15 protein-coding genes are annotated in these 14467 nt (G+C 64.7%); 5 read left to right on the forward strand and 10 right to left on the reverse strand.

Features of this window, described 5'->3' with window-relative positions:
* Positions 1-141: 141 nt before the first annotated feature.
* Positions 142-1365, reverse strand: a complete 1224-nt coding sequence (locus tag L286_RS29765) for a polyhydroxyalkanoate depolymerase (protein ID WP_025160823.1) — start codon at positions 1363-1365, stop codon at positions 142-144.
* 125 nt (positions 1366-1490) lie between these two features.
* Between L286_RS29765 and L286_RS29770 the strand changes: the two genes are divergently transcribed.
* Positions 1491-2147, forward strand: coding sequence for a glutathione S-transferase (locus L286_RS29770; protein WP_013040559.1), 657 nt, complete (start codon positions 1491-1493; stop codon positions 2145-2147).
* An 85-nt stretch (positions 2148-2232) separates the two neighbouring features.
* On the opposite strand, the gene L286_RS29775 is transcribed toward L286_RS29770, so the two are convergent.
* The 3 genes from L286_RS29775 to acnA form a co-directional block, all read right to left on the reverse strand.
* Complete coding sequence (locus tag L286_RS29775; protein WP_020821099.1) at positions 2233-2934, reverse strand: glutamine amidotransferase; 702 nt, start codon at positions 2932-2934, stop codon at positions 2233-2235.
* 71 nt (positions 2935-3005) lie between these two features.
* On the reverse strand, positions 3006-3245 hold the full coding sequence (locus tag L286_RS29780) for a CBU_0592 family membrane protein (RefSeq protein WP_007688204.1): 240 nt from the start codon (positions 3243-3245) through the stop codon (positions 3006-3008).
* Positions 3246-3546: 301 nt separating this feature from the next.
* Positions 3547-6216, reverse strand: a complete 2670-nt coding sequence (acnA, locus tag L286_RS29785) for an aconitate hydratase AcnA (RefSeq protein WP_020821097.1) — start codon at positions 6214-6216, stop codon at positions 3547-3549.
* Positions 6217-6630: 414 nt separating this feature from the next.
* On the opposite strand from acnA, the gene L286_RS29790 reads away from it, so the two are divergent.
* A complete protein-coding gene (locus L286_RS29790) occupies positions 6631-6894 on the forward strand; it encodes a hypothetical protein (RefSeq protein ID WP_007688207.1) in 264 nt (87 codons plus the stop codon).
* A 19-nt stretch (positions 6895-6913) separates the two neighbouring features.
* On the opposite strand, the gene L286_RS29795 is transcribed toward L286_RS29790, so the two are convergent.
* The 5 genes from L286_RS29795 to L286_RS29815 form a co-directional block, all read right to left on the reverse strand.
* Positions 6914-7114: a DUF5818 domain-containing protein gene (locus tag L286_RS29795; protein ID WP_007688209.1), complete on the reverse strand. Its 201-nt coding sequence runs from the start codon at positions 7112-7114 to the stop codon at positions 6914-6916.
* A gap of 3 nt (positions 7115-7117) precedes the next feature.
* The gene (locus L286_RS29800; RefSeq protein WP_007688211.1) at positions 7118-7306 is read right to left on the reverse strand and encodes a DUF1328 domain-containing protein; all 189 of its coding nucleotides are present in this window, start codon (positions 7304-7306) and stop codon (positions 7118-7120) included.
* Positions 7307-7383: 77 nt separating this feature from the next.
* Complete coding sequence (locus L286_RS29805; protein ID WP_020821095.1) at positions 7384-8358, reverse strand: copper resistance protein B; 975 nt, start codon at positions 8356-8358, stop codon at positions 7384-7386.
* Positions 8355-10058 carry a copper resistance system multicopper oxidase gene (locus tag L286_RS29810; RefSeq protein ID WP_020821094.1) on the reverse strand — a complete coding sequence of 568 codons (1704 nt, stop codon included), beginning with the start codon at positions 10056-10058 and terminating at the stop codon, positions 8355-8357. Before L286_RS29810 ends, L286_RS29805 begins: the two co-directional genes overlap by 4 nt.
* Before the next feature lie 43 nt (positions 10059-10101).
* On the reverse strand, positions 10102-11100 hold the full coding sequence (locus L286_RS29815; RefSeq protein WP_007688214.1) for a 2-hydroxyacid dehydrogenase: 999 nt from the start codon (positions 11098-11100) through the stop codon (positions 10102-10104).
* A 118-nt stretch (positions 11101-11218) separates the two neighbouring features.
* Here L286_RS29815 and L286_RS29820 point away from each other — a divergent pair, with 118 nt between their 5' ends.
* Complete coding sequence (locus tag L286_RS29820) at positions 11219-11689, forward strand: SH3 domain-containing protein (protein ID WP_007688215.1); 471 nt, start codon at positions 11219-11221, stop codon at positions 11687-11689.
* A gap of 7 nt (positions 11690-11696) precedes the next feature.
* Here L286_RS29820 and L286_RS29825 read toward each other — a convergent pair whose 3' ends face one another.
* Complete coding sequence (locus L286_RS29825; RefSeq protein ID WP_025160822.1) at positions 11697-13217, reverse strand: peptide MFS transporter; 1521 nt, start codon at positions 13215-13217, stop codon at positions 11697-11699.
* 139 nt (positions 13218-13356) lie between these two features.
* On the opposite strand from L286_RS29825, the gene L286_RS29830 reads away from it, so the two are divergent.
* Complete coding sequence (locus L286_RS29830) at positions 13357-13935, forward strand: nitroreductase family protein (RefSeq protein ID WP_025160821.1); 579 nt, start codon at positions 13357-13359, stop codon at positions 13933-13935.
* 72 nt (positions 13936-14007) lie between these two features.
* Positions 14008-14352, forward strand: a complete 345-nt coding sequence (locus L286_RS29835) for a GntR family transcriptional regulator (RefSeq protein WP_007688218.1) — start codon at positions 14008-14010, stop codon at positions 14350-14352.
* The last annotated feature ends 115 nt before the right edge of the window (positions 14353-14467 follow it).

The raw sequence follows: 14467 nt of genomic DNA on the forward strand, positions 1-14467 counted from the left end.
GGCGAGCCGAAAATGGTGGTTTTTCGCGATCCGGAGCGCAGCATACTAAAGATACGTGAGCACCGGAAGCGCGGGATTGAAGCGAGGCACGTGACTCGCTTCAACCATTTGCAGGCCGTCAGCGCTGAATGCCGATACAGCCTAGTTCATCGCCAGGATCATGTTCCGCACCTGCGGATATACCTGCTTTTCCCATTTGCTGCCGGAAAAGACGCCATAATGGCCGACGCCCGGCTGGAGGTGATGGCGCTTCAAATGGGGACGAAGGCCCGTGCAGAGCGCGTGGGCGGCCGCGGTCTGGCCCACGGCGCAGACATCGTCCTTTTCCCCTTCGACCGTCAGCAGCGCGGTCTTGCGGATCGCGCCCGGATTGACCTTCCGCCCGCGATAGGTGAGTTCGCCCTTGGCCAGCAGCGTCCGCTGGAACACCCTGTCCACCGTCTCCAGGTAGAATTCCGCCGTCATGTCGAGCACGGCGAAATACTCCTCGTAGAAGGTCTTGATCTTGTTCGCCTCCACCTGCTTCCCGTCGGCCAGCAACTGGTACAACTCGCGATGCGCGGCGCCGTGCCGGCCCATGTTCATCGACATGAAGGCGGAAAGCTGGAGGAAGCCGGGATAGACCTGCCGGCCGCGCCCGGCATAACGCATCGGCACCAGGCTGATCAGATTTTCCTCGAACCATTCGATCGACTGGTCATTGGCCAGTTCGTTGACGACCGTGGGCGCGGCGCGGGTGTCGATCGGCCCGCCCATCAGCGTCATGGAGCGCGGCGTCGCCGGATCCTTGTCCTCCGACATGATGGCGACCGCCACCATGGCGGGCACGCAGGGCTGGCACACCGAAACCAGATGCGATCCCGGCCCGATTTCCTGCATGAAGGTCATGACGTAGTCGACATAATCGTCGAAACCGAAGCGCCCGGCGCTCAGCGGCACGTCGCGGGCATTCTTCCAGTCGGTAATGTACACGTCATGGTCGCGCAGCAGCGTCTGGACGGTGTTGCGCAACAATGTAGCGAAATGGCCGGACATGGGGGCGACCACCAGAACCCGCGGCTGAGGCGCCTCCACATCGTCCTTCACGAAATGCAGCAGGTTGCCGAAGGGCAGGTCCAGCGCCACCTCTTCCCGCACAGCGACCACCGCATTGCCGCTGCGCACCTCCGTTATGCCATAGGCCGGCCGGCGATGCGTCAGCTTCGCGCCCTGGAACACGTCCATCAGGGCGAACATGCGGCGGGGCATGGCCCAATCCGCCGCCGGACCCATCCTGTCCTTGAAGGAAAGAGCGATCTGAGCACCGAAGCGCGCAGGGGCCATCATGTCGTTCCAGGCCTGATAGCCACTGTAAAGCATCATCATCTTGCTCAAACGCGTCCTAAGCTCTTTTGACACCGATTCGGCCCCATGCGCGGGCGTTATACAGGTTTTCCATATTGCACCGCATCATGAATGATGAAACATAGGGATGAAGCGGGAGGAACGCCATGGCCGAAGCCGAACTGACCATTTCCAGCAAGACTTATTCGTCCTGGTCCCTGCGCGGATGGCTGTTGTGCCGCATGGCGGGCCTGAAAGTCGTGGAAAAGACGATTGCTCTCGATGATCCTGAAAACCGGGCGGAATTGCTGCTGTTGTCGCCTTCCGTGCTGGTGCCCCGCCTGACCCATGAGGGGGCGAGCGTATGGGACACGCTCGCCATTGCTGAATATCTGCATGAACTTTATCCGCATGCCGGCCTTTATCCCGAGGAGCGGATCGCGCGGGCGCATTGCCGTTCGGTTTCGGGCGAAATCCACTCCGGCTTCATCAACCTGCGCTCCGCCCTGCCCATGAACCTGAAGGTCCGGCACGAGAAGTTCCCCGTCTTTTCCGGGGCCAGGCAGGATATAGAGCGCATCGAGGAAATCTGGACCGAATGCCTGAGCGCCTATGGCGGGCCATGGCTGTTCGGGGAAAAGCCGACCGTGGCAGACGCCATGTTCGCCCCGGTGGCGCAACGTTTCCTGAGTTATGCGGTGGCGCTGTCGGCGCCGTCGGCCGCCTATTGCAACTGGAGCAACGACTGGGATCTGATGCGCGAGTGGATCGACGCCGCTCGCCGGGAAGAGGACGAGGTCGAGGAACTGGAAGTCGAGTTCTAAAGCGGCTGATCTGACGGAATCAGATCGACCGCTTTAGAGGCTTTGTTTTCCGCGATTTCTTAACCAGCGATCGGTTCCGATCGCCCTAATTCTCGATTCCGCTCAACCATTCGCCGATCATCGCGCGTCCTGCGGCCACGGCTGCGGGGCCATGATCGGCATGGTCCTGCCGCAGGGCAATGCCGCATTGCTTCGCTATGTCGAGGTCGGCCCAGAAATGCGTGAGCCAATCCTCGAAACGAGGGTCTTCGCCCATTTCCGCGTGGAATTGCAGCGCCAGCAGGTTGGAGCCGCGGCGAAAGGCCTGATGGGCATAGCTTTCGGTCGAGGCAAGCAGTTCCACGCCCGAAGGCAGGTCGAAGGTGTCGCTGTGCCAATGGAGAACGGGAATGCCGTCCAGATGGCGCAACGGCGATCCGGCCCCTGCCCTGTTCAGCATGACCGGCGCGAAGCCCAGCTCCATCCGCCCGCCGGGATAGACCGGCGCGCCGAGCGCCGCGGCGATCATCTGGCTGCCAAGGCAGACGCCCAGGGTCGGCAGATCCTGTTCCAGCCGCGCGGCGAGCTTTTCGATCTGGAGCGGAATCCAGGGATGAATGTCCTGTTCATAGACGCCCATCGGGCCGCCCATCATGATCAGCAGGTCAGGTGTGCAGAGGTCGACATCGGCGAAGTCGGGGCTGGCGACGTCGATCCGCTCGATCGCATAGCCGGCGGCCTCGATCGGCTGGAGATAGCCTGCCGCACCCTCCCGCGGCACATGTCGGACGATCAGCGCTGTCTTCATCTCTACCATCCTGGTAGCCAAAGGGAGCGCGACCTGCCACCCCAGCCTTTCTTGGGCTGATGAAATGGGGGCTATTGGCGGGCGATGCGCATCAATGCGGCGGTGCCTATGCCGAGCCAGATGATGTTGAGCACCATCGACGGAATGGCGCCGTGCCACCATGTGTTGAGGATGAACAGCGCCGAGCCGAGGGCGTTCATCCATTGAAACAGGGCCGACTTGCCGGAGACATGCCCGCTCGACACGAGCAGATAGGCGCCCAATATCAAGAGCGCGCCCAGCCAGCCGGCGATTTCGACAAGGATCGGCAATCCATCCTCCGAAGGCAAAATGATGATTGGGCCTGGTTGGGGCGGGGCTTGATTGTGGATTTGGGTGGATTCCCGCCACTCCTCCTTTCGTCACCCCGGGCTTGACCCGGGGTCCCGCTACCTTGGACGAGGCGCGGCACTCAGACAAGAAAGCGGGACCCGGGTCAAGCCCGGGGTGACGGGGGGATGTCAGCAATGGCCGGAACATCCGCGACTTTGCGATTTCGCTGCTTTTCTCCGAAGAAAAAGGGCTCCCTCCTCATGGAGAGAGCCCCCTTTCCTGTCAGCATGCGTCGGCCGTTCAGGCGGCCAGCTTGCGCAGCACATATTGAAGGATGCCGCCGTTCAGGAAGTAATCCAGTTCGTTGACGGTATCGATGCGGCAGAGCGCGGTGAAGGTGAAGGTCGAGCCGTCGGCGCGCTTCACGATCACCTCGACATCCTGGCGGGGCTTCAGGCCGGCGACATTCTGGATGGTGAAGGTCTCGTCGCCCGTCAGGCCGAACGTGTCCTTGTTCTGGCCGTCCTTGAACTGGAGCGGCAGCACGCCCATGCCGACCAGGTTCGAACGGTGGATGCGCTCGAAGCTCTCGACGATGACGGCGCGGACGCCGAGCAGGTTCGTGCCCTTCGCCGCCCAGTCGCGCGACGATCCGGTGCCATATTCCTTGCCGCCGATGACGACCAGCGGAGTGCCGTCCGCCTTGTGCTTCATCGCCGCGTCGTAGATCGGCATGACTTCGCCTTCATAGCGGGTCATGCCGCCCTCGACGCCGTCCAGCATCAGGTTCTTGATACGGATATTGGCGAAAGTGCCACGCATCATGACTTCGTGATGGCCGCGGCGCGCGCCGTAGCTGTTGAAGTCGGCCTGCGCCACCTGGCGCTCCTGCAGCCACTTGCCGGCAGGGCTGGTCGCCTTGATCGAACCGGCCGGGGAAATATGGTCGGTGGTGATCGAGTCGCCGAAGATCGCCAGCGGCTTGGCCTCGACGATGTCGGTGACCGGCTTCGGGGTCATGGTCAGCCCCTCGAAATAGGGCGGGTTGGCGACATAGGTGGAACCGGCGCGCCAGCTGTAGGTGTCCGAACCCGTGACGTCGATCGCCTGCCAGTGGGCGTCGCCCTTGTAGACGTTGGCGTAGCGCGCCTGGAACATCTGGCGGTCCATGCAGCCCGCCATGGTCGATGCAACCTCGTCGTTGCTGGGCCAGATGTCCTTCAGGAACACCTGCTGACCGTCCTTGCCGGTGCCGATCGGCGTGGTGATAAAGTCTTCGACCACCGTGCCCTTGAGCGCATAGGCGACGACCAGCGGCGGGCTGGCCAGGAAGTTGGCGCGCACGTCGGGCGACACGCGGCCTTCGAAGTTGCGGTTGCCGGAGATGACGGCGGCGGCGACCAGGCCGTTTTCGTTGATCGCCTTGCTGATCGGCTCGGCCAGCGGGCCGCTATTGCCGATGCAGGTGGTACAGCCATAGCCGACCAGGTTGAAGCCCACGGCGTCGAGATGCGACTGGAGGCCGGCCCTTTCCAGATAGTCGGTGACGACCTGCGAACCCGGCGCCAGCGAGGTCTTGACCCAGGGCTTGGGCTTCAGGCCCAGTTCGTTCGCCTTCTTGGCGACGAGGCCGGCGGCGACCAGCACGCCGGGGTTCGACGTGTTGGTGCAGCTCGTGATCGCGGCGATGGTGACGTCGCCGTCGCCGATGTCGAAATCCTTGCCCTCGACCGGAACGCGCTGCTGCGCCTTCTTGTAGACGTTCGCCATGTCGGCGTTGAACACGTCGTCCACTTCGGGCAGCGAAACGCGGTCCTGCGGGCGCTTCGGGCCAGCAAGGCTGGGGACGACGGTGGACAGGTCCAGTTCCAGCGTGTCGGTGAAGATCGGCTCGACCGACGGATCGATCCAGAAGCCCTGCTCCTTCGCATAGGCTTCGACCAGCGCGATATTCTCCTCGGTGCGGCCGGTCAGGCGCATATAGTCCAGCGTCTTGTCGTCGATGCCGAAGAAGCCGCAGGTCGCGCCATATTCCGGCGCCATGTTGGCCAGCGTCGCGCGGTCGGCCAGCGACAGGGTGGCGAGGCCGGGGCCGAAATATTCGACGAAGCGGCCAACCACGCCGCGGGCGCGCAGCATCTGAGTGCAGGTGAGGACGAGGTCGGTGGCGGTGACGCCTTCCTTGAGTTCGCCGGTGAAGCGGAAGCCGACGACTTCGGGGATGAGCATGGAGACCGGCTGGCCCAGCATCGCGGCCTCAGCCTCGATGCCGCCCACGCCCCAGCCCAGCACGCCCAGGCCGTTGATCATGGTGGTGTGGCTGTCGGTGCCGACGCAGGTGTCGGGATAGGCGACGGTGACGCCGTCCGGGCCTTCGCTCGACCAGACGCCCTGCGCGATATTTTCCAGATTGACCTGATGGCAGATGCCGGTGCCCGGGGGGACGGCATAGAAGTTGTTGAGCGACTTCGAACCCCATTTCAGGAAGTCGTAGCGCTCCATATTGCGCTGATACTCGATTTCCACATTCTGTTCGAACGCCTTGGGCGTGCCGAATTCGTCGACCATGACCGAGTGGTCGATGACCAGATGGACAGGAACCTGCGGGTTGATCTTGCTGGCGTCGGCGCCCAGCGCATTCATCGCGTCGCGCATGGCGGCGAGGTCGACCACGCAGGGAACGCCGGTGAAGTCCTGCAGCAGCACGCGGGCGGGGCGATACTGGATCTCGCGTTCCGCCTTGCCCTTGTCATTCTGCCAGTCGACGATCGCCTGGATGTCGTCGGTGGTGACGGTGGCGCCATCCTCGAAGCGGAGCAGGTTTTCCAGCAGCACCTTCATCGAGAAGGGAAGCCGCGAAACGTCGCCCAGCTTGGCGGCGGCCTTCTTCAACGAATAATAGGCGATGTCCTTGCCGCCGACCTTCAAAAGGTCGCGCGTGCCGAGTGTGTCCTGTCCGATGGCGGTCATGAGTCGTGCGTCTCCTCGCAGATGCCCGGCCAGGAGCAGGCAGGATGACGCTATTCCACCAGGGGCTCGCCGGACGGCGAGAAAAGACCGGACGGCAAGGTGGCGGGATGCGCCCCAACTCACGGCCGAAGCGGATATGTCCCGATGCGCGCCGCCATAGCGCCTGCGCGCCTCAAGTCAAATGCGAAGCCGCGAAATGGCGCGGTTCCGGCGAATCTTTCTTGTAGACGGCATCGTCCGGGGCGGGATACATTGGGTTGCAGCCGCGTTCTGGTGCAAGGAGCGCGCTTTGCAGAGATGATAAGGGTCGCTCGCTCTGACGTTCGTCGTTGCATCAATGCTGATGTGAAGCTCGGGGGGAAATTTCCGAATTTTGCGTCGATGCCGAGATATATGTCTGAGGAGGAAGAGACGATGCGCCCAGATTCGCTCGCGACCGGCAGGTCTTTCGACCCGGCCTTAAGGGGTTACATCATCCATTATCATCCTGGGGAAGCCAATCACTGCCCCAGTTGCGGCCGCAGCCAGTGGATGGTCGGGCGGCTGATGGCGGAATGCGCCTATTGCGAAACGGCCCTGCCGCTGGAGAATAACCGGGGCGTGGGCGCCTGCGCGCGCTTCGTCAGCACGCATGACGTCATGGCGTCGGGCGATCCCCGCGAATCGACCTATCCCTGATCGGGAAGGCCGCGTGCCGTCAGGCCGCGGCCACTCCCTCCACCTCCACTATGCCGTCCCCGGCATAATAGCCCTGCACCCGCACCCGCTTTTCCACATGGTCGACGGGCACGCGCAGCAGCACCAAGCGGAAACTGCCGCCCAGATCGCGCTGGAGCAGGAAGCCCGCCTGGTCGCGGACCAGCCGCCCGGTCTCATCCACTCCAGCACCGATCATCATGAGTCAGCGATCTATCGCGTTCTTGATCCCCTTGCCAGCCATCAGGCCAAGCACGAGGAAGATGACGAACAATGCGATCGCCAGCACGAACAGGAACTTCGCGATGCCCACGAAGGTGCCCGCCGCGCCGCCGAAGCCCAATATGGCCAGCACGGCGGCGATCACGAGCGAAATGATGGCCAGACGGATCATGCGACACTCCTTCCGTTGAAAGACCTGCATTTCCCAACGGATGGGGGGACCGGCGGTTCCTGTGCCCGGTCGAGAGGTCAGAACCAGAAGCGCACGCCCATCACCAGGCTGGTCGCGGACGCCCGCGCCCCTTGGGCGCGGGCGAAGCGGGCGGTTTCGCCCAGTTTTCTCTCCCAATTCACGCCGACATAGGGCGCGAACTCCCGCGCGAATTCATAGCGCAGCCGCAATCCCAGTTCGACGTCCGACAGGCCCGAACCGATGCCGAGTTCCGGCACGTCCTGCGCCGCGATGTCGATTTCCGCCGCCGGTTGCAGGATCAGGCGCTGGGTGATGCGCTGGTCATAGCTGCCCTCCAGCCGCAAATGCGCGTCGCCCTTGTCGGAGAGAAAGGCCTGCGCGCCGACCTCGAACCAATAGGGGGCAAGGCCGTCGATGCCCACCACCGCATAGGTCCGTTGCGGGCCGGGGCGAATGTCGTGGCGGACGCCGGCCTCCAGGTTGAACCAGGGATCGATCGCCCGGCTGTAAAGCGCCTGCACTTCCGCCCTTTCCGGCGGGCCGCCGAAATCGCCCTCCCCCTCCGTCTTGAAGGCGAAGCGGTTGAGGTCGCCGCCGACCCAGCCTTCCCCTTCCCAATGATAGGCGTCGGCGCCCCTGCCCATGTGATATTCCAGCCGGTCGAGCATGAGGCGGGAGAAGGTCATGCCGCCGCTTTCCCTGAGCATGGCGGCGCGGGCGCGCGCCATTTCCGCGGGGTCGTAAAAGGCTTCGGCGGCATGATCGGTCGGCGCGGGAGGCGCGACGCCTGCCGGCACGCCCGCATCGGGCGCGGGCAGGCCGTGACCGGCATGGGGGTTTCCGGCAGCGGGCTGATGGTCGCCATGGTCCTGCGGCCGATCCCTGCCGTCATGGTTCATCCGGCCATGATCCATCTGGCCATGATCCATCTGGCCATGATCCATCTGGCCGTGACCGGCATGTTCCTGCGCTCCGGCCGGAAAGGCTGCGGCAGCGAGCGACAGCAGCGCTGCGAACGCCAGCGCCTTCATGCCGCGTCCGCCGCATGCCGAACGGTCACGACGCGCATCATCCCTGCATGCATGTGCATCAGCATATGGCAGTGAAAGGCCCAATCGCCCAGCGCGTCTGCCGTAAGGTCGAAGCTCACTTTCCCTCCAGGCAGCACGTTCACCGTATGCTTGAGCGGATTATGATCGCCGGCGCCGGTCACAAGCTCGAAGAAATGGCCGTGCAGATGGATCGGGTGCGGCATCATCGTGTCGTTGATCAGGTTCACCCGCACCCGCTCCATATGGCGGAAGGCGATGGGTTCGGCCCCGTCGGACAGCTTCACCCCGTCAAAGGACCACATGTAGCGCTCCATGTTCGCGGTCAGGTGGATGTCCAGCGTGCGGGTCGGCGCGCGCCTGTCGCGGTTCGGCTCAAGCGATTTCAGGTCGGCATAGGTCAGCACCCGATGCTCGACGCTCTCCAGCCCCGTGGGCCGGTCTGCGGTCCGGTCCACCGGCATGGGAGAGAGGGTGGCGACGCCCGGTCCCATCTTCACCTGCGGCGCGACGGACGGGTCGCGCATCTTCATGGAATGTCCGGGCATATCCCCCATGCCGGACATGTCCATGCCCATGTCCTTCATGCCCAGCAGCGGCCTTTCGCGCAGCGCGGGCACGTCCGCCGCCATGCCGATCCGGGGCGCCAGGGTCGCCCGCACCAGTCCGGAGCGGTCTATCGCCTCCGCGATCAAGGCATAGGGCTTCGCTTCGGTGGGCCGCACCACCACATCATAGGTCTCCGCGATGCCGATCTGGATCTCGTCGGTCTCCACCGGCTGGACATGCTGGCCGTCGCACTGCACCACCGTCATCGGCAGTCCCGGCAGGCGCAGGTTGAAATTGGTCATGGCGGCCGCATTGACGATGCGCAGCCGTACCCGCTCGCCAGGCGTGAAGAGTCCTGTCCAGTTCTCCGCCGTGCCATGGCCGTTCGCCAGGAAGCTGTAGGTCGAGCCGGTGACGTCGGATATGTCGGTCGGGTCCATGCGCATGGCGCCCCATTGAAGGCGCTCCTTCGCGTTCTGGTCCTTGCCCGCGAGCAGGCCCGACAAGGTCTGCTTCTGCATGTTGAAATAGCCGCCCATCTGCTTCAGCCGCCGCAGCAGGACATGCGGGTGAACCGGACTCCAGTCCGACAGGATGACGACATGCTCGCGCTCCGCCTGCACGGGGTCCGGCCCGGCGGGGTCGATCACGATCGGCCCATAATGGCCCATCGCCTCCTGCATTCCAGAATGGCTGTGATACCAGTAGGTGCCCGACTGGCGGACCGGAAATTCATAGGTGAAGGTCTCGCCGGGGCGGATGCCGGGAAAGCTGATCCCCGGCACCCCGTCCATCTGGAACGGCACGATCAGGCCGTGCCAGTGGATCGACGTGTCCTCCCGCAGGCGATTGGTGACGGACAGCCGGACATTCTGCCCTTCCCTCAAGCGGATGAGCGGCGCAGGCAGCGTGCCGTTGATCATCACCGCGTGGCCCGAACGCCCGCCGGTCGAAAAATGCCCCTCCGCCACGGTCAGCGCGATGGTCTCGCCGCTCAGCGCTCCGGGAGCCAGGGACAGGCCCGCCGTTCCGCTCTGCGCCCAGGCGGGAAAAATCCGGCTGAGGGCCAGCGCGCCTCCCAACCCGCAAAGGCTGCGGAAAAGGCTGCGGCGATCGACATCGGAAAGGGTCATGCAGGACTCTGAAATCTAGGTTGTTCCGCTATGGCCGGCCTGCTCAGACCCAGCCTTCCAGCACCTGGTTGGGCGGCCGGTGTCCGTCCACCCAGCTTCTGATATTGGCGATCACCCGTGCCCCGGTCGCGTCGCGCCCCTCGATCGTCGCGGACCCCATATGCGGCAGCAGCACGACGTTGGAAAGGTCCAGCAGCCGGGGATCGACCGCCGGTTCATGGGTATAGACGTCCAGCCCCGCCCCGGCGATCCGCCCTTCGGCCAACGCCGCGATCAGCGCCGGTTCGTCCGTGATCTCTGCCCGCGAGGTGTTGATAAGATAGGCGTCGGACCGCATCAGCGCGATCCGCCGGGCGTCGATCATCCCGCGGCTGTCGGCGTTGAGCGGACAGTGGATCGACACGATATCGCTTCCCGCCAGCAGGGAATCGAGGTCGCCGTGCCAATGCGCCTGCAATTCCTGCTCCACCTCGAAGGGCAGGCGATGGCGGTTGTGATAGGCGATGGACAGGCCGAAGGCGGCGGCGCGGCGGGCCACCGCGCGACCAATGCGGCCCATGCCGATGATGCCCAGCCTCTTCCCGCCGATCCGGTGGCCCAGCATGCCCGACGGGCTCCAGCCCGTCCACGCGCCGGATCGCACCAGCTTCTCCCCCTCCGCGAGGCGGCGCGGCACCGACAGGATCAGCGCCATGGTCATGTCGGCGGTATCCTCCGTCAGCACGCCGGGCGTGTTGGTGACGATGATCCCCTTCTGCCGCGTGGCATGGAGGTCGATATGGTCGACGCCGCTGCCGAAGCTGGCGATGAGTTGCAACCTCTCCGGCGCGGCCTCGATCAGCGCGGCGTCGAGATGGTCGGTGACGGAGGGCACCAGCACGTCGCACTGCGCCATGGCGCGGGTCAGCGCGGCCCGGTCCATCGGCACGTCGCCGATGTTGAAGACGGTGTCGAACAGTTCGGCCATGCGCGCCTCGACATTGGGAGGCAGGCGGCGCGTGACGATGACGCGCGGCGTGGCGGGGCGCGGTTTCTTGGCCATATCCGGCCGCTATTCCCCGGGAGCACGATGGTCAAGCGCTTATCCATATCCGCAAGAGAGCGGTTGTCGCTGACGGCCGCTAACGGCTATGGTCTGACGGTCAGACGATGGGGACGATATGGGCATGAAGGGCTATCTGGGCGCGGGCATGGTGGCGGCGCTGTGCTGGACGGGCGGGGCATGGGCCGCGCCTGCGAAGCCGGTGCCCTATTGGGCTTCGCTGACGCAGGAGGAGGCGCGCATGCGCGTCGGCCCCAGCCTGGATTACCCGTCCAACTGGGTCTATCGCCGCCGCGACCTGCCGGTGAAGGTGGTGCAGGTGCTGGGCCTGTGGCGTAAGGTGGAGGATTCGAGCGGTACGCAGGGCTGGATGCATGTGCGCCTGCTGAGCGACACGCCGACCGCCATCGTCACCGCCGACATCGCGCCGATGCGCGATTCCCCCAGTGAAGACGGCCGCGCCCTGTTCCGCGCTCAGAAGGGCGTGGTGGGACGGCTTTCCTCCTGCGGCAAGGGCTGGTGCGCCTTCGACGTCGGCGGGCAGAAGGGCTTTGTCCGCGCCAGCGACATTTGGGGCGCGACGCGGTAGCGCCGCCCTACTCGCCCTCCTCCGCGAAGCGGTCGGCGTGCATCAGCCGCTTCACCAGCGGCGCCAGCGCCATGACGGCCAGTCCCGCGCCGACGGACCACCAGCCGATCGTGCCGTAAACCGCCAGCACGTCGCCGCGGGAGGCGGCTCCGCCCTCCCCGCCCGTGGCCGCGGCGATCAGACCGGCGGCATATTCGCCCAGCGCCATCGCCAGGAACCAGATGCCCATCATCAGGCCGATCATCCGCGACGGCGCCAGTTTCGACATGGCGGACAGGCCGACCGGCGACAGGCAGAGTTCGCCCAGCGTGTGGCAGAGGTAGAGCAGGAAGATGAACAGCACCGGCGTCAGCGTGCCGGGCGCTCCGGTTCCCGCCACCAGGATCAGGAATCCCGCGCCCACCAGCGCCAGCGCGATGCCGAACTTGGCCGGGGTGGACGGTTCCCATCCCCGCTTCGCCAGCCAGATCCACAGGCCTGCCAGGACCGGGCCGAACATCAATATATAGGCGGCGTTGACCGACTGGAACATCGAGGCGGGGACGTTGAAGCCCCATATGGTGCGGTCCGTATAGCGATCCGTGAACAGGCTGAGCGACGATCCGGTCTGTTCGTAGAGGCCCCAGAAGATCGGGTTGACGACGAGCAGGAACAGCGCCGCCAGCATCCGGTCCCGCCCGATCCGCTCCATCCGGCCGAAGGCTTCCCAGAGGATGTACAGCACGACGGCCGCGCTCGCCGCCGCCAGCATCCAGCCGACGATCACATGGTTCTGGATCAGGAACCAGCACAGCCCGATCGACGCCAGGCTGGAGAGATAGACCAGCCATTCGCGGCTGACGACGCCGCCGACCCGTTCCTTCAGCCGTTCGGGATCGCGGGGTTCGCCCCGGCCCTGCAACAGCGGCTTGCACAGCATGAAGCCGATCACCCCCGCGATCATGCCCACCGAAGCGGCGCCGAAGCCCCAGTGCCAGCCCCATGTCTGGCCCAGATAGCCGCAGATGATGGGGCCCATGGTCGCGCCCACATTGATGCCCATGTAGAAGATCGTGTAGGCCGGGTCGCGCCGCATGTCGTCCCGCGGATAAAGCTGGCCCACCAGCGCCGAAACGCTGGATTTGAGGAAGCCCGTGCCCGTGATCACGGTCGCCAGGCCGAGCCAGAAGAGGCCAAGGCCCATCGCGCCCGCATCGTCGCTTTCCATGCCCAGGACGATATGGCCGATGGCGATCACGACGCCGCCGAACAGCACCGCCTTGCGCTGGCCCAGATAGCGGTCCGCCAGATAGCCGCCCATCAGCGGCGAAATGTAGATCAGCGACATATAGGCGCCATAGGCGTAGCTGGCGTCGCGGTCGGAAAAGAGGAAATGCTGCGTCAGGTAGAAGATCAGCAGCGCGCGCATGCCGTAGAAGGAGAAGCGTTCCCACATCTCCACGAAGAACAGCAGGAACAGCCCGCGCGGATGGCCAAGCCAGGTCTTGCCCATCCCCGCAGCGCCCGCGGTTGAAACTGAGGTCGCCATCCGGCTCCCGATCCTATCTTGTTGCGGGGCCTGCGGAACGCATCCCTTGTCCAGGCCAGCCTAGAGCCCAAACTATTCATCTGTCAAAGAGCGGCCACGCCCCTTGCGCCATGCGCGTTGCCGGGCCATCTGGGCGGCCATGTTCAATGATCGCACTTCGCCCCTCTCGCTCCTCCAGACCCGCCGATCCGGCAAGCCCCGCGACCTGATCGCGCCGGGACCTGACGAAGGCCAGCTTCGCACGATCCTGGAAGTGGCGCAGCGCACGCCCGATCATGGCAAGCTGGCGCCCTGGCGCTTCGTGATCGTGCCGTTGGAAAAGCGGGACGCTCTCGCCGCATTGCTGGAAAATGCCTATCGCGCCGAAAAGCCCGATGCCGGACGGCTGGAGATAGAGGCGATGCACCAGTTCGCGCATCAGGCGCCGACACTGGTCGTCGCGCTTTCCGCGCCGGTCGAGGGCAGCAAGATCCCGCTTTGGGAACAGGAACTGTCGGCGGGCGCGGCGATCATGAACCTGCTCCATGCGGCTCATGCGCTGGGCTTTGCGGGCGGATGGCTGACGGGCTGGCCGAGCTATAACGAGGATGTGCGCGCCGCCTTTGCCAAAGCCGGGGAACGGATCGCCGGCTTCGTCTTCATCGGCACGTCGGGACGGGAGCAGGAGGAGCGTCCTCGGCCAGAATATGACAATATAGTTTCCATCTGGGACAGATAGTTGCATGGTTGACACGATATTGCGCAAGGGCGTCGCTTGACCTGACACGCTGTATTATGGCACTGATGCACCATGGCCGACGATTCGAAACCCGTCTATCTCCGCCTTCGGGAGATCATTGCCGCTTCGATACTGGACGGGGAATTTCGCGACGGGGACATGTTGCCCTCTGTGCGCGCCCTGGCCGCGCAGCAGGGCGCCAATCCGCTGACGGTGGCAAAGGCCTATCAATGCTTTCAGGACGACGGGCTGATCGTCGTCAGGCGCGGCGTCGGCATGTTCGTCGCTGACGGCGCGACGCGCCGGTTGCGGGACATGGAGCGGGCGCGGTTCATGGATACGGTCTGGCCGCCGGTGGCGGAGCAGATCAGGCGGCTGGGGATCAGCGCGGCGGATCTGGGAGTCGAGAGGGTATAGAGGTAGGCCGATTTGGTCGGGTTACCTATTCCTCCCCATCGCTAGATGGGGAGGTGGCAGCGCGAAGCGCTGACGGAGGGGAAAATGCGCAGGTCACGCCATTTCCCCTCCACCA

The sequence above is a fragment of the Sphingobium sp. HDIP04 genome (genome assembly GCF_000445085.1).
GTDB classification, from domain to species: Bacteria; Pseudomonadota; Alphaproteobacteria; order Sphingomonadales; family Sphingomonadaceae; genus Sphingobium; species Sphingobium indicum.